The following is a 20189-nucleotide window of genomic DNA, read 5'->3' as shown; positions in this document are numbered from 1 at the left end:
CCCTGATCACACAAAACAAGAGCTTTGTATACACACGATGCGTAACTTCCTCTTCAGTCCCGGAAAACTCTTGGCGCATGACGGGCTCGTGTATACACTGGAAGAACTTTCGATCTTCAGGAGGAGCCATGCGAGCGGGTGAGCGTGCCTACCGCGAACTGCGCGCGGACATCGTGTCGTGGCGCCTGGTCCCCGGGCAGGTCCTGGGCGAAGTGGACCTCTCCGAACGGCTCGGCATCTCCCGCACCCCCGTGCGCGAAGCGCTGTCCCGGCTCACCGCGGACGGGCTCACCGAGCCGCACAACGGCCGCGGCGTCGTCGTCAGCGCCCTGTCTGCGGACGACGTGCGCGCCCTCTACGAATTGCGCGACACGCTCGACTGCCGGGCCGCCGAACTCGCTGCCCAGCGCGGCGACCCAGAGACGTTCCGAGCGCTCGCGGACGAACTGTCCCACGCGGCGGAGCGGCTCTCGGACGACCCCGACCACCCTGCGTACTACGATCTCGTGGACCGCATGGACGAACAGATCGACGCCGCCGCGGGCAACCCCTACCTGCAACAGGCCCTCGAGAACGTGCGTCTGCACCTCGCCCGCGTGCGCCGGCTCGCCACCTCCGATCCGCAGCGGCTGGCCGCCGCGGCCGCCGAACACGAGGCGATCGCCCGCGCGATCGCGCACGGGGACGCACCCCTGGCCGTCGCGACCACGCGCGTGCACCTGAAGAACGCCCTGAGCAAGGCCCTCGGCTCCCCCGCGCTCGCGCGGGCCCGCCCGGAGGCCTCCTGACCGGGGCGTACGCCCCACGAACCATCCGCAAGCCCGCGGAGACATCCCAGAGACACCTCGCAGCGAAAGGAACGCCCGTGACCGTCGAACACACCGTGCGCACATACTCGTCCAAGGAGGAACTGCCCCGCGAGGAGCAGCTCGCCCACAAGCTCGCGAGCGTCGCGACCGACCCGGTGGCCGTGGAGCCCGAGGTCGTGGACATGGTCATCAACCGGATCATCGACAACGCCTCCGTGGCCGTGGCCTCCCTCAACCGCGGGCCCATCGTCTCCGCGCGCTCGCAGGCCCTGTGCCACCGGGTCGTCGACGGCGGCGGCTTCTCGGGCACCGGCGCGCTGCTCTACGGCGCCCCGGACGACGACGCCGCGGTCTCCCCCGAGTGGGCCGCGTGGGCCAACGGCGTGGCCGTGCGCGAGCTGGACTACCACGACACGTTCCTGGCCGCGGAGTACTCCCACCCCGGGGACAACATCCCGCCCATCCTGGCCGTCGCGCAGCACGTGGGCAGCTCGGGCGAGGACCTCGTGCGCGCGATCGCCACCGGGTACGAGATCCAGGTGGACCTGGTCAAGGGCATGTGCCTGCACGAGCACAAGATCGACCACATTGCGCACATCGGTCCGTCCGCCGCCGCGGGCATCGGCACGCTGCTCGGCCTGGACACCGAGACCATCTTCCAGGCGATCGGTCAGGCACTGCACACGACCACCCAGACCCGGCAGTCCCGCAAGGGCGAGATCTCCACGTGGAAGGCCCACGCGCCCGCCTTCGCCGGGAAGATGGCGGTCGAGGCCGTGGACCGCGCAATGCGCGGGCAGACCTCCCCGACCCCCATCTACGAGGGCGAGGACGGCGTGATCGCGTGGCTGCTCTCGGGCCCGGAGGCCCGCTACACGGTGCCCCTGCCGGCCCCGGGTGAGCCCAAGCGCGCAATCCTGGACACGTACACCAAGGAGCACTCGGCGGAGTACCAGGCCCAGGCGTGGATCGACCTGGCGCGCAAGCTGCACCGCGAGCACCCGGAGGTCACCGACCCCGCCAACGTGGCCTCGGTGCTCATCAAGTCCTCCCACCACACCCACTACGTGATCGGTTCCGGGGCCAACGACCCCCAGAAGTACGATCCCACGGCGTCGCGTGAGACCCTTGACCACTCGATCCCGTACATCTTCACCGTGGCCCTGCAGGACGGCGCGTGGCACCACGTGGACTCCTACTCCCCCGAGCGTGCGGCCCGCCAGGACACCGTGGAGCTGTGGCACAAGGTCACCACGCAGGAGGACCCGGAGTGGACCCGCCGGTACCACTCCCTGGACATCTCCGAGAAGGCGTTCGGCGGTTCCGTGGAGATCACCCTCACGGACGGCACCGTGATCACGGACCAGATCGCCGTGGCGGACGCCCACCCGCTCGGTGCCCGCCCGTTCGCGCGGGAGCAGTACATCACCAAGTTCCGTACCCTGGCCGAGGGCATCGTGGCCCCGGAGGAGATCGAGCGGTTCCTGGACGCGGTCCAGCGCGTCCCCGAACTGGGTGCCGGGGAGCTCGGGCAGCTGAACATCACGGCCGCCGTGGAGCTGGAGACCTCAGCGAAGGGAATCTTCTGATCATGCTGTACACCACCGTGACCCCCGCCGAGAAGCGCGAACGGTTCCGCGAACTGCTCGCGGCCCCGGAGATCGCCCGTTTCCCCGGAGCGTTCACGCCCCTGTCCACCAAGCTCATCCAAGAGCAGGGCTTCGAGGGCGTCTACATCTCCGGCGGCGTGCTCGCCAACGAACTGGGCCTGCCGGACATCGGTCTCACGACCCTGACCGAGGTGGCCACGCGCGCCGGTCAGATCGCGCGCAGCACGGACCTGCCGTGCCTCGTGGACGCGGACACCGGATTCGGTGAGCCCATGAACGTTGCCCGCACCGTCCAGGAACTCGAGGACGCCGGCCTGGCCGGTTGCCACATCGAGGACCAGTTCAATCCCAAGCGCTGCGGCCACCTGGACGGGAAGAACGTGGTGGACACCGCCACGGCCACCAAGCGGATCAAGGCCGCCGTGGAAGCCCGCCGGGACCCGAACTTCGTGGTCATGGCCCGCACGGACCTGCGCGGTGTGGACGGACTGGATGCCGCGATCGACCGAGCCAAGGCCCTCGCCGACGCCGGCGCGGACGTGATCTTCCCCGAGGCCATGGCGGACCTCTCGGAGTTCGAGCGCATGGCTGAGGCCCTGGACGTGCCGATCCTGGCCAACATGACCGAATTCGGCAAGTCCCAGCTGTTCACCACGCAGCAACTGCACGGTGCAGGGGTGTCCATGATCATCTACCCCGTGTCCCTGCAGCGCCAGGCCCTCGGCGCCATGGAACGCCTGCTCACCACCATCCGGGAGGACGGCACCCAGCAGGCGCAGGTAGAGAACATGCTCACCCGTAAGCGGCTGTACGAACTCGTGGACTACAACGGGTACAACCAGTTCGATTCCGGGGTGTTCAATTTCGAGGTCCCCGAGACCCCGGACGCCTGAACCCCTCTGTTCCCACCACGCCAAGTGTGGTGTGGTGGGAACACTCAGTCCGTGCACGAGCCCGATCGTCGAAGGAGATCACCGTGGCCGATACCGAGATCCACAAAGGACTCGCCGGGGTGGTGGCTGACACCACCGCCGTGTCCAAGGTCAATGCAGAGACCAACTCGCTGCTCTACCGGGGCTACCCGGTGCAGGAACTCGCGCAGAACTGTTCCGCGGAACAGGTGGCGCTGCTGTTGTGGAACGGCGAGCTGCCGTCCGAGGACGAGCTCACCGCGTTCCAAAAGCTGGAGCGTTCCCACCGCGCGCTGACGCCCGAGCTCAAGCGCGTCATCGACGAGCTGCCCACCACGTGCCACCCCATGGACGTGTGCCGCACCGCCGCCTCGGTGATCGGCGCGCAGCACCCGCACGCAGAGGACAACTCCCCCGAGGCGGAGCTGCGCAAGGCCCAGGAACTGTTCGCCGTCATGCCCGCCGTGGTGTGCTACGACCAGCGCCGCCGTCACGGCCAGGACCTCGTGGATCCCCGCGAGGACCTCGATTACTCCCAGAACTTCCTGTGGATGGCCTTCGGCGAGGAACCCGCCCCGGAGGTCGTGGACGCGTTCCGGGTGTCGATCATCCTGTACGCGGAACACTCGTTCAACGCCTCCACCTTCACGGCGCGCGTGATCACCTCCACGCTCGCGGACCTGCACTCGGCAGTGACCGGGGCCATCGGCGCCCTCAAGGGCCCCCTGCACGGCGGTGCCAACGAGGCCGTGATGCACACGTTCGAGGAGCTCGGGATCCGCAAGGACGAATCCGCCGAGGAAGCGGAGAAGCGCGCCAAGGAGTGGATGGACCAGGCGCTCGCGGAGAAGAAGAAGGTCATGGGCTTCGGCCACCGCGTGTACAAGCACGGTGACTCGCGCGTGCCCACCATGCAGGACGCCCTGTTCCGCATGCTCGAGCACTACGACCGGCCCGAGGTCCTCGGGCTCTACAACGGTCTGGCCAAGTCCATGGACGAGGCCAAGTCCATCAAGCCCAACCTGGACTACCCCGCGGGCCCCACGTACTGGCTCATGGGGTTCGATATCCCCGCGTTCACGCCCATCTTCGTGGCCGCGCGGATCGTGGGCTGGACCGCGCACATCATGGAGCAGCGCGCAAACAACTCGCTGATCCGCCCGCTCTCGGACTACAGCGGCCCGGACGAGCGTCACCTGTCCTGAGCTTGGGACACCACGACGGCCCGCCGCCCCTTCACACGTGAGAGGTGGCGGGCCGTCGTCAGTACTTCGGGGCCCGCGGCAGACCCATGTAGGACTCCACCGTCGCGGACCCGCTGTTCTTCAAACTCGTGGCCGTGGCGGTGCCCACGTAGCGCAGGTGCCACGGTTCGTAGGCGTACCCGGTGGTTGCGGTGTGCCCGTTGGGGTAGCGCACCACGAACCCGTAGGTGTGCCCGTTCGCGGCGATCCACTTCCCCTGTGGGGTGTTGCCGAAGCACGGGAGCAGACCGCAGGTGGCCCCGGGGGCGCCCACGTCGATCGCGAGGCCGGTCTGATGTTCGGAGTGACCGGCCCGCGCGGAAATGGTGTCGGCGGTGGCCTGTCCGTACAGGGCCGTGTACTCGCGGTAGAGGCGCGCTTGGGCGCCGTAGTCGCGGTACCCGCTCACCGGGACCAGCGTGACCCCCTGTGCGGCCGCGGCACGGCTCATGCGCTGGTAGGCTGCTGCGGCGTCGTCCCGAAGCAGGACTCCCCCACCCACCGAACGTAACGGAGCCGGGGCGTAGGTGCGCGGGGACAGCGGGCGTTTCTTGTTCACGACCACGGACACGCTGCGGGCATCGTCGATGTCCCGGTACACCCGCGCTCCTCCCTGGGCGGTCCAGGTGATGCGGCCGCGCTGGTAGCGGACCTCGCACGTGCCACCCGTGCAGGTCTCACGCGTCACGGGGTACCCCAGGGCCCCGTGCTCGGAGCCCTCCGCGCGCCACTTCGCCAGGATCCCGCCGCGCTGGGCACGCGCACCGGTCGTGGACGTCCAGTGGATCGTGCCCTTCTGGTACTGCCGATAGCAGCCGCGGTCCCGCAGGCCACAGCGTTCGGCGGACGTGGGCTTGCCCAACCATGCGCCGGGATTCGGCAGGGCGCGGTACTCGTTGTCGATCCCCGCCCCGGCGTGGGCCGGTACCACGCCGCCCACGAGCAGCAGCGCGGCTAACAGGGCGGTGAGCAGGGCCGGACGACGCATGACGGTTCGCATGAGGCCACGATAGATGCTGCGCGTGACGCGCGGTCGGCCTATGGGCGAACAGCCGACGACGCCGCTCCCCGCCCCTCGCGGGCCCGGCGCCCACGCGCGGGAGGTCCCGGGCTCCGGGCGGTGCGGCGGGCGACGTCGCCGGCTCGGTGTGCGGGCGGAACGTCACCCACTCCGTGTGCTGCGGCTCCCGACGTGGTCGGCTCAGTGCGCGGCCCCGACGTGGTCGGCTCAGTGCGCGGCCCCGACGCTGCCGGCTCAGCGCGCTCGCGGGTGGGACGTCGCGTAGACCTCGCGCAGGGACTCCACGGACACGCGCGTGTAGATCTGGGTCGTGGCCAGGGAGGCGTGACCCAGCAGTTCCTGCACGACCCGCAGGTCCGCGCCGCCCTCGAGCAGGTGCGTGGCGAACGAGTGGCGCAGCGTGTGCGGCGTGATCCGCTCCTCCTGGTGGATCGTGCGCGCGGCGTCCTTGACCATGTTCCACGCCGTCTGCCGCGAGATCCGCGTGCCGCGAGCATTGAGGAACACCGCCGGGCTCCCCCGACCGTGCCGCGCCAACTCGGGGCGGGCCCGGACAAGGTAGCGGTCCAGGGCCGCCACGGCGAACGATCCCACGGGCACGAGCCGTTGCTTGGCGCCCTTGCCCGTCACACGGATCAGGGCGAGGTCCTCGTCGTGCAGACCGGCGAGGTCGTCCACGTCCAGTGCGACGGCCTCGGAGATACGCGCACCCGTGGCGTACAGCAGTTCGAGGAACGCCCGGGCTCGCAGTCCCGCGGGTGTGTCCGGGTCCGGGGCGGCCAGGAGGTTCTCGACCTCCGTGACGCCGATGGCCTTGGGCAGCCGCTGCGGCGGCATGGGCGGGCTCACGCGGGACGCGACGTCCGTGTCCACGCTCGACTCCGTGACCCAGAACGCGTGGGCCCCCCGCACCGCTGCGAGCACCCGCGCACTGCTGCGCGCGGACAGCGCCGGGTGGGCGGCGTCGCCCTCGCGGATGCTCCGCACGAACGCCCGCACGTGATCGGCCGTGATGTCCCTGGGCACGCGCACGTGCGCGGCGGTCGCCGTGAGGTGCTGCAGGTAGCGCGCGAGGTCCCGGCGGTACGCGCTCACAGTGTTCGCTGCGAGTCCGCGCTCGACCACGAGGTGGTCCAGGTAACGCGCCACGGCCCGCCGCAGTTCCGGTGCGGCCTCCGCCTCGGTCGTCGAGTCCGACGGCGCCGCACCCGCCCTCGGTCCCCCATCCACGATCGGCAGTGGTTCGGTGATGGGACCGTGCGGCTCGAGGGAGTCGTTCACCCCTCGTGCCGCGGCCGCGAGGTCCATTCGGCGTCCGGTGCGCGCAGCGTGGCCCAGTCCCGGGACCGCGCAATGTGCGTAGCGAGGATGCCGAGCGTGGCCGTAGGGGACGTGATCCGCCCGGCCATGACCGCGGCCACGGCGTCGTCGAGGTCCGCGAAACCAGCCACGATCTCCGCCTCCTCGCCCTCGCGTTCGAACCGCTCGGACTCGGGGACCTCGCTCAGGTCACGGGCCAAGAAGATCCGGTTGGCCTCCGCCGAGGAGCCTGGCGAGTTGTCGAAGTCCACGAGCGTGTGCCATGTCCGGGCCGTGAGATCCGCTTCCTCGCCCAGCTCGCGCTGGGCCGCCTGCAGCGCGGGTTCCCCGGACACGTCGAGCAGCCCCGCTGGGATCTCCCACATCCGCTTGCGCACGGGGTGGCGGTACTGGTTGATGAGCAGGATCCGTTCCTTCTCGTCCAACACGACCACGGACACCGCCCCCGGGTGCGTGATGAACTCCCGGGTCAGCGGTTCTTCCTGGCCCGCCATGCGGAAGGACTCACTGCACACGTCCCAGATGGCGCCGTCGTAGACGGTCCGCGAATCCGTGACGGTGTGCGGATCCGGGCGATCCGTCAGCTGCTCGGCGGTGATGCTCGTGTACTCCACGGCTCAGCCCTTGGCCTGGACGCCCCGGCGCTCGAGAGCGGCCTTGACGAGGCCGTCGAACAGCGGGTGCGGACGGGTCGGGCGGGAGGCCAGCTCGGGGTGTGCCTGCGTGGCCACGTAGTAGGGGTGCTCCTCACGGGGCAGCTCCACGAATTCCACGAGCGTGCCCTCCGGGGACGTGCCCGAGATCCGCAGCCCGGCCTCCGAGAGGGCGTCGCGGTACGCGTTGTTGACCTCGTAGCGGTGGCGGTGACGCTCGGAGACCTCCGTGGCACCGTAGGCCTCGGCCACCACGGAACCCTCGGCCAGCGCGGCGGGGTACAGGCCCAGACGCATGGTGCCGCCCAGGTCACCGGCGCCCTCCACGAACTGCTTCTGCTCCTCCATGGTCGCGATCACGGGAGTGTCCGTGTCCGGGTCGAACTCGGTGGAGGAGGCGTTGGGCAGGCCCACGACGTCGCGCGCGTACTCGATGACCATGCACTGCAACCCGAGGCACAGCCCCAGGGTGGGCACCTTGTGCTCACGGGACCAGCGCAGGGCGCCGAGCTTGCCCTCGAGCCCGCGGATGCCGAAGCCCCCGGGGATCAGGACGGCGTCCACGTCACCGAGTTCGCGCTGGGCGCCCTCTGGGGTGTCGCACAGGTCGGAGGCGACCCACTTGATGTGCACGCGGGCGTTGTTCGCGAATCCACCGGCCCGTAGCGCCTCGGACACGGACAGGTACGCGTCCGGGAGGTCGATGTACTTGCCCACGAGCGCGACCGTCACGTGGTGCTCGGGCTCGTGCACCGCGGTGAGCAGCCGGGACCACTGCCGTAGATCGGCGTCCTGGTAGTCCAGACCCAGGTAGTCCAGGATGTAGGTGTCCAGACCCTGGCTGTGCAGGGTGTTGGGAATGTCGTAGATGCTGGGGGCGTCCGCGCACGAGATCACGGCGTCCAGGTCCACGTCGCACGCGGCACCGATCTTGCGCAGCATCGCGTCCGGGACGTCCCGGTCGCAGCGCAGCACGAGGGCGTCGGGCTGGATGCCCAGACCGCGCAGCGAGGCCACGGAGTGCTGGGTGGGCTTGGTCTTGAGCTCACCGGACGGGCCGATGAACGGGATCAGGGACACGTGCAGGTAGAACACATTGCGCCGACCCACGTCCTGGCGCACCTGGCGCGCGGCCTCGATGAAGGGCTGGGACTCGATGTCACCGACCGTGCCGCCGATCTCGGTGATGATGATGTCCGGGGCGTTTTCGTCCTCGGCGCGGCGGCGCATCCGGCGCTTGAGCTCGTCCGTGATGTGCGGGATGACCTGCACGGTGTCACCCAGGTACTCGCCGCGGCGTTCTTTGGCGATCACCGTGGAGTACACCTGACCGGTGGTCACGTTCGCGGAGGCGTCCAGGTTCTCGTCCAGGAAGCGCTCGTAGTGACCGATGTCCAGGTCCGTCTCGGCGCCGTCGTCCGTGACGAAGACCTCACCGTGCTGGAAGGGGTTCATGGTTCCGGGATCCACGTTGAGGTACGGATCCAATTTCTGCATGGTCACGGACAGGCCGCGCGAACGCAGAAGCATTCCGAGTGAGGACGCGGTGAGCCCCTTGCCGAGGGACGAGGCCACACCTCCCGTGACGAAGATCTGCCGGGTCACCTTGCCGTCGTTCTTTTCTGTGCCTGCCTCGTGGGCGGCGTCCTGAGCATTCACCACGGGATTCGAGCCTACCATTCGTGTCTCGTCGGGGCGTTGGGGGTCGTCGGTCATGCGGTAGCGTCCCGCATGAGTTCTCGCGCGTGTTCGCGGGCCGCACTGGAGTCCTCGTGGCCCGCGAGCATGCGGGCCAGCTCCACCACGCGTTCCTCGTCCGTGAGCACTTTCACGTCCGAGACGCTCGAGTCCGAGGACTTGGTCACCAGGATGTGCTGATCCGCGAACGCAGCGACCTGGGGAAGGTGGGTCACCACGAGCACCTGCACGTTCTTGGCGAGCATCTTCAGCCGCCGGCCGATCTCTACGGCAGCCTTGCCGCCCACACCGGAATCGACTTCATCGAACACGAACGTAGGCACGGGGTCCACCTCGGAGAGCACCACCTCGAGCGCGAGCATGATGCGCGAGAGCTCACCACCGGAGGCACCCTTGCCGAGCGGGCGGGGTGTGGCCTGCGGGTGGGGCGCGAGCATGAACTCGATCGTGTCCCTGCCGTCGTCCGTGAAGCGCTCGGAGGGTTCCACCGCCACCACGAGGGACGCGTTGGGCATGGCCAGCGCGCTCAGTTCCTCGCTCACGGCGCCCGCGAGTTTCTTGGCGGCCACCCGTCGCAGCTCCAACAGCCTGGTCGCGTGCTTCACGAGGGCCGCATGCAGGCTCTCGCCCTCCGCGCGCAGTTGTTCCTCGCGTTGGGGGTCCACCACGAGCCCCTCGAGCCGGGTCCGGGCCTCGTCCGCCCAGGACAGCACTTCGTCGATGCTCGCACCGTACTTCTTGGTCAGCGCGCGCAGGGCACTGCGGCGGGCCTCGACCTCGGCGAGCCGCGCGGGGCCGTCCTCGTCCAGACCGCTCGCGTATCCCGAGAGGTCCGCGGCGACGTCGGCGGCGACCACGGTCAGCTCGCGCACCCGGGTGGCTAGGGCCACGAGTTCGGGGTCAGACTCCGCCACGAGGTCGAGCGCCTGTTGCGCGTGGGACAGCAGGGCGACGGCGTTGAGGTCCGGTTCGTCGTCCGCGTCGGATCCACTCAGGGCCCCGTGGGCGGACAATGCCGCACCGCGCAGGGCCTCGAGGTTAGTGAGCTTCTCGCTCTCCGCGTCCAACTGGGCGTCCTCGCCCGGAACGGGCTCCACGGCGTCGATCTCCTCGAGCACGGTGGTCAACGCCTGGGCCTGCAGCGCTCGTTCGCGGGAATTTTCCTTGGCCGCGCGCAACGTGGCCACGACCTCCCGGTAGCGCGCGAGTTTGCCGCGGTAGGTGGCGAGCTCCTCGGCAACGTCCGCGCCGGCGTAGTCGTCGAGCGCCGTGCGCTGGGCCGCCGGGGACTTCAGGCGTAGCTGGTCGGACTGCCCGTGGACGGCCACGAGGGTCTCACCGACGGCGCCGAGCGTGCCCACCGGTGCGGAACGGCCGCCCACATGGGCGCGACTGCGCCCCTCGGCCGAGACGGTGCGGGAGAGCAGGACCAGGGACTCCTCGGTGCCATTGACCGTCTCGCTGTCCACCGCACCACCGGATTCCTCCACGAGCGCCACAGCGGCGTGGTCCGACGGCACCCGCACGGTGGCTTCCGCTAGCGCCTTGGTGCTGCCCGAGCGCACGGATCCGGCGTCCGCGCGGTTGCCGAGCAGCATGCCGAGCGCAGTGACCACCATGGTCTTCCCCGCGCCGGTCTCACCCGAGAGGATCGACAATCCGGGGCCCAGTGGCAGGACGGCGTCCGTGATGACGCCGAGGTCGTGGATGTGGATCTCCTCGATCATGACCGGGAGGTCCCGTCCGGTCGGTCGCCGGTCCGCTCACCGGTCGAGGAGCCGCCATCGAGCCAGGGCGCGTCGTTGTGGTGCGGGATCTCCCGGCCCACGCTGAGCTTGACTTGTTCCTCGTCCTGAGCGACCACCTTGGTGGTGGGCTGCACGACAGACAGGGCCGAGGTGAGGGCCTCGAGCTGTTCCTTGGGCATGGGGCCACGCCATCCGGCGATCGGCAGTTCGAACTTCTTGACGAGGCGTTCGGAGAACGGGGTCGCGTGCATGCGGGCCAGGTTCACGGACTTCTCGGACCGGCGCACCTCGATGCGCGATCCCGGGGGCAGGTCCACGGTTCGCCGTCCGTCGCACCACAGGACACCGCGGGCATCCGTGCGGGTGAGCACCTCCACGGCCATCATGGAGCGCGGGGAGATCACGAGGGGGCGGGAGAACAGGGCATGGGCGGACAGCGGGACCATGAGCAGGGCCTCGACCTCCGGCCAGACCACGGGACCACCCGCGGAGAACGCGTAGGCCGTGGAACCGGTGGGGGTGGCCATGACCACGCCGTCGCACCCGAACGTGGACAGCGGCCTGCGGTCCACCTCCGTGACGACCTCGATCATCTTCTCCCGGTTGCCCTTCTCCACGGAGGCCTCGTTGAGCGCCCACGTGTGCAGGACTTTTCGGCGCTGCTCCCACACGGTGATGTCCAGGGCCATGCGCCGCTCCACCGTGTAGCGACCGTCGACGATGGCCTCCACGGTCTCGCTCAGCGCGGAACGCTCGGACTCGGCGAGGAAGCCCACGTGACCCAGATTGACGCCCAGCAGAGGGGTGTCCACTCCGCGCACCAGTTCCGCCGCGCGCAGGATGGAGCCGTCACCGCCGAGCACCATGACGATCTCGATCTCGCGCAGCGCCACGTCCTCCTCGAGGATCTCCACGGGTGCCATGTCCGACCCGTCCGCACGCAGGGCCTCGAGGTCCGGGCGGCAGAGGACAGGTACGAGCCCGGCGTCGTGCAGTTGTTCGCAGGACTGGCGGGCCGCTTCCTTGGCCTCGTGCCGCCCCGTGTGGGTCATCACCAAGATTTTCCGGCTCACGAGCTGAAGACCATCCTCCTGCGATCGACTCCCACGGTGGGCTGACTCAGCCAACACTACGCGAGCGCCCCGACGCGGTCAGTGCTTCGGGCTGCGGCACCACACGAAGAACTCCAAGTTGCCGTCTTGGCCCGGCAGCGGACTGGGCGCCGTGCCGAGGACCTCGAGCCCGACGTCGCGCGCGCAAGCCCGTACGCGCTCCACCGCCGCTTCCCGCGCGGCGTCGGACGTCACGACGCCGGTGCGGGACAGCGCGTGCGCCCCCACCTCGAACTGGGGTTTGACCATGAGCAGCAGGTCCCCTCCACGCTCCGTGGCCGCCGCGAGCGCAGGGACCACGAGGGTCAGGGAGATGAAGGAGAGGTCGCACACCGTGAGTTGGGCGGGGCCGCCGATCTCGGCGGAATCCAGGTAGCGCACGTTGAGCCCCTCGTGGACCCGGACGCGGGGGTCCGCGCGCAGTTCGGGGACCAATTGGTCGTGCCCCACGTCCACCGCCACGACCTCGCGCGCACCACGGCGCAACAGGACGTCCGTGAACCCTCCGGTGGACGCCCCCGCATCCAGACAGCGCTTACCCGCGGGGTACACGTCCGGGAACCGTTCGAGCGCGCCGGCCAGTTTGTGCCCGGCGCGGCTCACGTACTCCTCGCCCTCGGCTGCCGCGACCTCGAGCGTAGCCTCCGAGGTGACCACGGCGGAGGGTTTCGTGGCCGCGGACCCGTTCACACTCACGCGCCCGGCCTTGATCAGAGCGGCGGCCACGGTGCGGGACCGGGCGAGACCGCGCGCGGTCAGCGCCCGGTCGAGCCGATCGTTCACGGGTGCTCCCGCTCCCCCGCGGCGTCCGACCCAGGCTCCGTCACGGAGTCGATGAGCCCGGCGGGCAACGAACCCGGCGACGCGTTGAGGATCCGCTCCAGTTCCTCGTGCAGGACCTCGTACGCCGCCGCCTGTTCCGTGACGGGGAGCGCGGCGATGTTTGCTTCACGCGCGAGCACGCGGTCCACGGGGTCCAGGCCGGTGTGCGGGGGCTCGGGGTGTTCCTCGTTCACGCGGGGTCCTGCCACGTCAGCGACGGTTCGTGAGCGACGTCGACGTCGGGATGGGCGGCCCACCACGCGGCGCACGCAGCGCGCCAACCGTCCAGGCTGTCGCGAGGCGCGGTGACCGTCACGGCGGTGCTGTCGGTCTCCGCGACGGCCTCGCGGCACCGCGCGCGGAACCGGCCGCCGTCGTGCGTGACGTCCACCCGGGGATACGGTTCGAACAGTTCACGCAGGTTCCCCAGGAGGTAGGTGGGGCGCTGGGACGTGCACGCGGCGAGCACCGAACGCGGCGAGTCCACCCCCGTGAACACTTCGATCCCGGGCATGCCCGCGTTGTTGGCCCCGAGGATGTCGGTGTCCAGCCGGTCCCCCACGACTGCGGGGTTGCGGGCGCCGACGCGCTCGGCCGCCTCGCGGAAGATGGGGGCCTCGGGTTTGCCCGCGACCACGGGTTCCCGGCCCGACGCCGCGGCAACAGCGGCCACGAGCGTCCCGTTGCCGGGGGCGATCCCCCGTTCCTTGGGGATGGTGCGGTCGGTGTTGGTCGCGCACCACAGCACGGCGTCGTCCGCAAGGGTGAAGGCGGCCTCGGCGAGGTGCTCCCATCCGATGTGCGGGTCGAAGCCCTGCACCACGGCCTCCGGTTGCTCGTCCTGGGAGATCACGGGGGTCAATCCCACGGCGCGGATCTCGTCCGCGAGCGCCTGTGCCCCCGTGATCAACACTTTCGCCGACCGCGGGAGCCGCTCCGCCAGCAAAGCCGCGGCCGCCTGGGCGGAACTCACCACGTCCTGCGTCCGAGCGGGAGCGCCGAGGGACGAGATGTGCTCGGCCACCGCTTCGGGGGATCGGGATGCGTTGTTGGTCACGTACATCACCGCGCGCCCCGAGTCCTTCACTCGCTTGAGGCTCTCCGGGGCGCCGTCGATCGCGTGCGGTCCCGCGTAGACCACACCGTCCAGATCGCACAGCAAGGCGTCGAACCGTTCGATGAGCGTCGCGTCCTCGCTCCCCTCCTCGCGGGCGGGATCAGTTGCGGTCATGACCGGTGTCCGTCCCGTGCTCGCCGTCGGCGCTCTCGGCGGGTGCGTGGTTGTCGGCTGACGCGTCACCCGGAGCGGCCGCGTCGTCCGACGGCGCTGTCTCCTCCCGCGCAGGGGCCGCCTCCTCGTCGGAGTCCGTGCTCACTTCGGGGGCGTCATCACTGGGGCGGTCCGCGCTGTGTCGCTTCTGGGCCTCCCGGACGGTGCGCCGAGCGTCGTCCTCGTCTAAGTCGTCACCCAGGTCCACGATCTCGGGCTCGGAGAACTGGCCCATGCCCAGCGCCGCCTCCGCGACGATGGCCTGGCGATCCCACGACATGGCCTCGCTGTCGCGACCCACCGCGCGCAGGGCGTCCGCGTACGCGCGGAAAAGTTTGGGGCTGTAGGAGAACCCGCGGTTCTTGTCGAGCTGGGGGATCTCGAGCGCCGCGAGCGCGGCCTGTTCGTCACCGGCGTCGGCGTGGATCCCGGACACGACCATGGCGAGCTCGGCCTTGCCCTCGGCGTCCAGCGCATCAGCGGCATCCGAGATGGCCTCTTCCATGGCCTTGTCCACGCGGCCCAGGGCACGCTGGGCGTCCACCATGAGCGGCAGGTGTGCCTGCGAACCGGAGATCCGCCGGTGGGTGCGCAACTCCTTCAGGGCGAGCGCGTAGTCACCGGCCGCATACGCCGCGATCCCGGCAACCTCGCGCACAGCGCCGATCCGCCCCGCCTTACGCACGGCGGCGTTGGCGTGTTCAAGGGCGAATTCGGGATCGTCGTCGAGATAGCGCGCCGCCATCACGAGGTGTTTGGACACCCGCTCGGCATTGCTCGCCTCGAGGGCCTGCAGTTCCCGGCGCACGGTCCGGTCGATTTCCCGACCCGTGACGTCCGCGTCGATGTCCGGGGCCACGAACCGCGGCTGGGCATCTCGGCGGTCATCGCGCTCGGGGCCACGTGCGTCACCGCGCCGGTCGTCACGGTAGTCGCGGCGCTCGTCGCGCGCTCCGAAGCCGCGCCCGCCGCCCTGGCGAGCCCGGTCACCGCCCCGGCCCGCGAAGCCCCCGTCCCGGCGATCCCGGTCCCCGCGATCATCACGTCGCCCAAAACCACCATCACGACGGTCGTCCCGACGTCCATAGCCGCCCTCACGACGGTCCCGGTCACCACGCTCGTCCCGACGCCCGTAGCCGCCCCGTTCCTCACCACGAGCGCCGTCGCGCGGACCGCGTCGATCGTCGTCACGGCGGTAGCCGCCTCGCCGGTCATCATTCCTGCGCTCATCACCGCGCCCGCCGTAAATCCCCGCCCGCTCGTCCCGGCCCCGGTAGCCGCTGCGAGCGTCGTCGCCGGATGAACGGCGTCCGCTGCCGCCTCGGCCGCCGAAACCGTCCCGATCTCCGGGACGGCCCCCCGAGCCCCCGCGGTACGAGGAGCGATCGGAGCCACGGCGATCCGTGCCCCGACGATCGTCGTCGCCCCGGGAGAACCGGCGGTCTCCCCCACCGCGGGATGAACCGCGCTCGTCACGGCCCCACCGGCCGCCGCGGTCACCCCCGCTGCGTCGACGATCGGAACGATCGTGGGAACCGTGCTGTTCAGATTCGCTCAAGGGGTGTCTCCTACTGCGGCCTGCGGCCATGGTGCGGGGGCGGGATCTGGCACCGCCGGATGTTCTCGAAGAGCATTCTACAAACGGTGCGCGGAGCACTCCCAACGCCATGGACGGGCCGCTCGCGGCACTCGAACGGGACGCGGCGAGATGATCCGCGCGCGGAGTGAACCGCAGGAGGGTGGGCGCCGTACATAATGAAGCATGCGTTTGAGATCCCTCTCCAAAAACCTGCTTCTGCGGGTCCTCGTGGCCATCGTCATGGGCGTCGTCTTCGGCCTCTTCTTCCCGGAATGGCTCGCACGGGTGTTCATAACCTTCAACGGCATCTTCAGCCAGTTCCTGGGGTTTCTGATCCCCCTGATCATCGTGGGCCTCGTGACACCGGCCATTGCGGATCTGGGGCGGGGCGCGGGCAAGTGGTTGGCCGTGACGGCGGCCATCGCGTACGGGTCCACCATTTTCGCCGGTCTCCTGGCGTTCCTCGTGGCCAAGGCGAGCTACCCGTGGCTGCTGGGCGGTGACAGGTCCGTCAACGGGCTGGAGAACCCGGAGGACCACGCCCTGAGCGGGTTCTTCGACATCACCATGCCACCCGTGTTCGACGTGATGACAGCTCTCATCCTGGCCTTCTGCATCGGCGTGGGGATCACGTTCGTCAAGGGCAACTCCCTGCACCGCGGGTTCGGGGAGCTGCGCACGATCGTGATGCGGATCGTGGAGAAGATCATCATCCCGCTGTTGCCCGTCTACATCTTCGGCATGTTCCTGAGCCTCACCATGAACGGGCAGATCGTCCTGGTGATCTCCACCTTCCTGCGCGTGGTGATCCTGGCGTTCATCATGACCGTGGTGATCCTGATCATCCAGTACTGCGTGGCGGGCCTCGTGGCCAAGCGCAACCCGTTCGTGATGCTCAAGAACATGCTCCCGGCGTACGCCACGGCGCTGGGCACGTCATCGTCCGCGGCGACCATCCCCGTGACCTTGGAATGCACCAAGCGCAACGGCGTGGACGAGCGCGTCGCCGGGTTCACCATTCCCCTGTGCGCCACGATCCACCTCTCCGGGTCCACCATGAAGATCGTGCTGTTCTCCCTGGCGATCATGACCATCTCGGGGATGCCCATCAACACGTGGCAGTACATCGGGTTCATCCTGCTGCTGGGCGTGACCATGGTCGCCGCGCCCGGTGTCCCCGGCGGCGCGATCATGGCCGCGGTCGGCATCCTGCAGTCCACCCTGGGCTTCGACGAGACCGCCGTGGGGCTCATGATCGCCACCTACGTGGCCATCGACTCGTTCGGCACCGCATGTAACGTCACCGGCGACGGCGCCATCGCTGCCGTCATGGACCGCATGCTCAAGGACAAGAGCGGGCGCCTGCGTGACGCCCCCGCGGAGTCGACCGTCTGACCATCTCGTGCGGGCCTCGCAGCCCGCACCTGCGATCCATGACGACGGCGCGTCGCACTGTGCGACGCGCCGTCGTCATCTCGTGGCCGGGTGCCGGTACGGGTGGCCCGCCCAGGGAGCACCCGCTCAGGAGACCCCGGTGATCACGGAGAGTCCCGCCGAGGCGAGGCCGGCGAACAGGACACCCCACAGCACGATCGAGATGCACTGCCAGAAGATGATCTTCCCCTTGGCCACGCCAGCCCCGGCCATCATGGACGAGGTGATCTGACTGGGCAGCACGGCCTGACCCAGGATTGACACCCCGGCCACCCCGTACTTCTCGAACATCCTCACGAAACGCTGCTGACGTTTGCTCGGCTCCTTGCGCTCGTCCCGATTGCGCGTGAAGAACTTCCGGACCCGCTCCGCGAACAGGACCAACAGGGTCATGGAGACGATGTTGCCGATCACGGCGAAGAGCACCGCCATCACGGGATGGATCCCCGCGATGACCCCCACCGCCGAGGCCCCGTAGGACTCGATGAACGGGATCGCCCCGCCCAGCATCAGGAACAGGGCCTGAACGGTCTGCCCCGCGGCCTCCACATTCTCCTGCAACCACTGCATGGCGTTCTTCCTCTCCTCCGGCGGGTGCTTGAGCGCCGCGCTGTGGACGTGTGTTCGGGCTGTCGTGCCCTTCTGCCCACCACTCTTCCGCGCGGGGACCGTTCGCGGCAGTGAGCCCGCGTCATCACCTTGGCCACGGATGTCATCAGCCCACATGACACGTGTCATATCCGGATCACCCGGCCCCTAGGGTGGAGGCATGTCGGCGATCCCTACGTCCGCGCCGGTCCACGGCGCAGAACAGCACGAGCTCGACCTCGCGCGGCAACGCCGGAACATGAGCCTGGTGTGGTGGAGCACCTACCTCACGCTGGTGGGCATCCTGCTCTACGTGTTCTTCCTGAACTTCGCGGCCATCGCGTTCAGGCCATCGGCGGCCGCGTACGTCACGACGGGGATCATCGGCGTGACGAGCCTGCTGTGCTGGGCCGCAGGGCTGTTGCGGATTCGTCGGGGTGTGAGTCGGGCGGCCGTGTTGACTCCCTTCATGGGTGTGGCTGCGATCCTGGGGATAGTGTGCGCCGTTCTCGCGGCGAGCGTCGGCCCCCGAGGGGTTTACGCCGCACTCCCCCTGGCCGTCGTGGTCATGACGGCCGGCCTGCAGCCCGAGCACCGCTGGCGCTGGTTGTTCCTCGTGGCCGCTGCGATCCCGCCCGTATACCTCTTGGTCTGTTGGGCCATGGGAGTGATGAACCCGACCGCGATGGACGTCGCCATGACCATCCAGTACGCGGGGATCGTCCTGCTCGCCATCCCCTCCTCGTTGTGGGTCTGGGGCGTCATGCTACAGCTGGAGGCCGCTCAGCGCCGTGCCGCGGACCTGGCCATCGCGAACGAGCGGCTGCGCTTCGCGGCGGACCTGCACGACGTCCAGGGGCATCACCTGCAGGTCATCAGCCTCACCACGGATCTCGCGGCCCGCCTGCTCGGCAAACAGCAGTACGACGCCGCCCGCGAGCAGGTCCTCGCGGCTCACGCAGGCGCGCAGGAAGCCCTGCGTGACACACGCTCCCTCGTCCAGGGTTATCGCTCCACCACTCTCGTGGGCGAGCTCGAGAACGCGTCCTCCGTTCTCGGCGCGGCCGGGATCCACACGGACGTGGACCTGCCCCCGATGCTGCGGACCTGGGCCGGTCGCTCACGACCCTTCCCCGACTCCACCGAGGACGGCCGCGGTGACACCGTCACGAGCAATGTGCTGGGCCTCGTTGTGCGGGAGGGCACGACCAACATCCTGCGGCACTCCCACGCCTCCTCCGCGCGGATCTCGCTGCGTTTGATCTCGTCCACGGGACGTGACGACGACGCCGCACCCACCGGTCGTGCCGCACGGCGCCGACGCCTGCCGGGCGGGGGCGCTCATCTCGAACTCGTCATCCACAACGACGGCGCGTCCCCGTCCTCGGAATCCACGCCGGACGCCTCCACCGGGAACGGATTGGCGGGGTTGCGTGAACGACTGTCGGCGCTGGGAGGCACGCTCACGTACACCTTCGATCCCGCGCACGACGGTTTCACCCTGACCGCGCGCGTGCCCATGACACGAGACGACCATGAATGACGAGCGGATCACGATCCTTCTCGCGGACGACGAGCACCTGATCCGCGGGGCCCTTGCTGCCCTGCTGCGCCTCGAGGACGACTTCGACGTGGTGGCCGATGTCGCAGACGGGGCCGAGGCTCTACGGGCGGCTCAGCAGCACTCCCCCACCGTGTGCATCCTGGACCTGGAGATGCCGCCCACGGATGGCGTGGACACGGCGCAGCGCATCGTGAGCTCGGTGGACACCCGCATCCTCATGGTCACGCGCCACGCCCGTCCCGGAGTACTGCGCCGCACCCTGTCTGCGGGCGTGTCCGGGTTCCTCCCCAAGTCCACGCCCTCCGAGAAGCTGGCCCAGGTGGTGCGGGACATCGCGGCCGGCAAGCGGTACGTGGATCCAGAAATCGCCGCGAGTGCGCTATCGGGCTCCGCATGCCCTCTGAGTGACCGGGAACTGGACGTGCTGCGTGAATCCGCGCAGCAGCCCACTCTCGCGGACGCGGCTGCGGCCCTGCATCTCGCACCGGGGACCGTCCGGAACTACGTCTCCTCGGCCCTGGCCAAGTTGCACGTGTCCACCCGTCAAGAGGCCGTGCAGCGGGCATGGGACGAGGGATGGATCTGAGGGTGAGAGAGCGTGACGCTGTCGACTCGCATCGGGGTGCAGCAGAAGAACCCGATCGTGGTGGTGGCCCGAACGAACCCATCGCCGCTGGCGCCATGGTGAAGCCCACCGTGGCGTTTACACTGCACGATCGCGGGCTTGTGTGCGTTCCGGCGTGTTAAATGGTGGGAGGCCGCGCCCCCTAAGGGGGTGCGGCCTCGACCACTTCTTTCTTTCATGT

At 69.4% G+C, this 20189-nt stretch carries 19 protein-coding genes; 8 read left to right on the top strand and 11 right to left on the bottom strand.

Translation table 11 applies throughout. The annotated features are described in order from the left end of the window. Positions 1-128: 128 nt before the first annotated feature. The 4 genes from IE157_RS05245 to IE157_RS05230 all read left to right on the top strand — a co-directional run bounded on the left by IE157_RS05245 (position 129) and on the right by IE157_RS05230 (position 4535). The gene (locus IE157_RS05245; RefSeq protein WP_167318624.1) at positions 129-788 is read left to right on the top strand and encodes a GntR family transcriptional regulator; all 660 of its coding nucleotides are present in this window, start codon (positions 129-131) and stop codon (positions 786-788) included. 77 nt (positions 789-865) lie between these two features. After that, complete coding sequence (locus tag IE157_RS05240; RefSeq protein WP_193519365.1) at positions 866-2398, top strand: MmgE/PrpD family protein; 1533 nt, start codon at positions 866-868, stop codon at positions 2396-2398. Between the two features lie 2 nt (positions 2399-2400). Next, on the top strand, positions 2401-3312 hold the full coding sequence (gene prpB / locus IE157_RS05235) for a methylisocitrate lyase (protein ID WP_064845376.1): 912 nt from the start codon (positions 2401-2403) through the stop codon (positions 3310-3312). Between the two features lie 83 nt (positions 3313-3395). Further along, positions 3396-4535, top strand: a complete 1140-nt coding sequence (locus tag IE157_RS05230; protein ID WP_144996955.1) for a bifunctional 2-methylcitrate synthase/citrate synthase — start codon at positions 3396-3398, stop codon at positions 4533-4535. A gap of 58 nt (positions 4536-4593) precedes the next feature. Here IE157_RS05230 and IE157_RS05225 read toward each other — a convergent pair whose 3' ends face one another. The 10 genes from IE157_RS05225 to IE157_RS05180 all read right to left on the bottom strand — a co-directional run bounded on the left by IE157_RS05225 (position 4594) and on the right by IE157_RS05180 (position 14963). Further along, positions 4594-5574, bottom strand: a complete 981-nt coding sequence (locus tag IE157_RS05225; protein ID WP_193519364.1) for a D-alanyl-D-alanine carboxypeptidase family protein — start codon at positions 5572-5574, stop codon at positions 4594-4596. Between the two features lie 255 nt (positions 5575-5829). Beyond that, on the bottom strand, positions 5830-6876 hold the full coding sequence (locus IE157_RS05220; protein WP_318281343.1) for a site-specific tyrosine recombinase XerD: 1047 nt from the start codon (positions 6874-6876) through the stop codon (positions 5830-5832). Next, positions 6873-7529, bottom strand: coding sequence for an NUDIX domain-containing protein (locus IE157_RS05215; protein ID WP_167318627.1), 657 nt, complete (start codon positions 7527-7529; stop codon positions 6873-6875). The genes IE157_RS05220 and IE157_RS05215 overlap by 4 nt, the downstream gene beginning before the upstream one ends. 3 nt (positions 7530-7532) lie before the next feature. After that, positions 7533-9248, bottom strand: coding sequence for a CTP synthase (locus IE157_RS05210; protein WP_064845380.1), 1716 nt, complete (start codon positions 9246-9248; stop codon positions 7533-7535). 32 nt (positions 9249-9280) lie between these two features. Beyond that, a complete protein-coding gene (recN, locus tag IE157_RS05205; protein ID WP_193519363.1) occupies positions 9281-10993 on the bottom strand; it encodes a DNA repair protein RecN in 1713 nt (570 codons plus the stop codon). Next, entirely contained in the window at positions 10990-12087 is a 1098-nt protein-coding gene (locus tag IE157_RS05200) for an NAD kinase (RefSeq protein ID WP_064845382.1), read from the bottom strand. The genes recN and IE157_RS05200 overlap by 4 nt, the downstream gene beginning before the upstream one ends. Before the next feature lie 78 nt (positions 12088-12165). Next, complete coding sequence (locus IE157_RS05195; RefSeq protein WP_193519362.1) at positions 12166-12909, bottom strand: TlyA family RNA methyltransferase; 744 nt, start codon at positions 12907-12909, stop codon at positions 12166-12168. Then, entirely contained in the window at positions 12906-13142 is a 237-nt protein-coding gene (locus IE157_RS05190) for a hypothetical protein (RefSeq protein WP_064845384.1), read from the bottom strand. The genes IE157_RS05195 and IE157_RS05190 overlap by 4 nt, the downstream gene beginning before the upstream one ends. Then, positions 13139-14179, bottom strand: a complete 1041-nt coding sequence (locus IE157_RS05185; RefSeq protein WP_193519361.1) for an HAD-IIA family hydrolase — start codon at positions 14177-14179, stop codon at positions 13139-13141. The genes IE157_RS05190 and IE157_RS05185 overlap by 4 nt, the downstream gene beginning before the upstream one ends. Beyond that, positions 14166-14963: a hypothetical protein gene (locus IE157_RS05180; protein ID WP_193519360.1), complete on the bottom strand. Its 798-nt coding sequence runs from the start codon at positions 14961-14963 to the stop codon at positions 14166-14168. Before IE157_RS05180 ends, IE157_RS05185 begins: the two co-directional genes overlap by 14 nt. Between IE157_RS05180 and IE157_RS05175 the strand changes: the two genes are divergently transcribed. Together IE157_RS05175 and IE157_RS05170 are read left to right on the top strand one after the other, a co-directional pair. Further along, a complete protein-coding gene (locus IE157_RS05175; RefSeq protein ID WP_193519359.1) occupies positions 14916-15521 on the top strand; it encodes a hypothetical protein in 606 nt (201 codons plus the stop codon). The two genes, IE157_RS05180 and IE157_RS05175, sit on opposite strands and share 48 nt — an antisense overlap. A gap of 459 nt (positions 15522-15980) precedes the next feature. Continuing rightward, positions 15981-17192 carry a dicarboxylate/amino acid:cation symporter gene (locus IE157_RS05170; protein WP_064845386.1) on the top strand — a complete coding sequence of 404 codons (1212 nt, stop codon included), beginning with the start codon at positions 15981-15983 and terminating at the stop codon, positions 17190-17192. Positions 17193-17318: 126 nt separating this feature from the next. Here the strand turns inward: IE157_RS05170 and IE157_RS05165 are convergent, their stop codons facing one another. Further along, positions 17319-17801, bottom strand: a complete 483-nt coding sequence (locus IE157_RS05165) for a small multi-drug export protein (protein WP_098055181.1) — start codon at positions 17799-17801, stop codon at positions 17319-17321. 199 nt (positions 17802-18000) lie between these two features. Between IE157_RS05165 and IE157_RS05160 the strand changes: the two genes are divergently transcribed. Both IE157_RS05160 and IE157_RS05155 read left to right on the top strand, forming a co-directional pair. After that, the gene (locus IE157_RS05160; protein ID WP_193519358.1) at positions 18001-19362 is read left to right on the top strand and encodes a sensor histidine kinase; all 1362 of its coding nucleotides are present in this window, start codon (positions 18001-18003) and stop codon (positions 19360-19362) included. Next, positions 19355-19969, top strand: a complete 615-nt coding sequence (locus IE157_RS05155) for a response regulator transcription factor (RefSeq protein ID WP_131333153.1) — start codon at positions 19355-19357, stop codon at positions 19967-19969. The genes IE157_RS05160 and IE157_RS05155 overlap by 8 nt, the downstream gene beginning before the upstream one ends. The last annotated feature ends 220 nt before the right edge of the window (positions 19970-20189 follow it).

The organism is Kocuria marina (genome assembly GCA_014652975.1).
GTDB classification, from domain to species: Bacteria; Actinomycetota; Actinomycetes; order Actinomycetales; family Micrococcaceae; genus Kocuria; species Kocuria marina.
The sequence above is the reverse complement of the archived record's forward strand: the minus strand, read 5'-3'. Positions and strand labels throughout refer to the sequence as shown.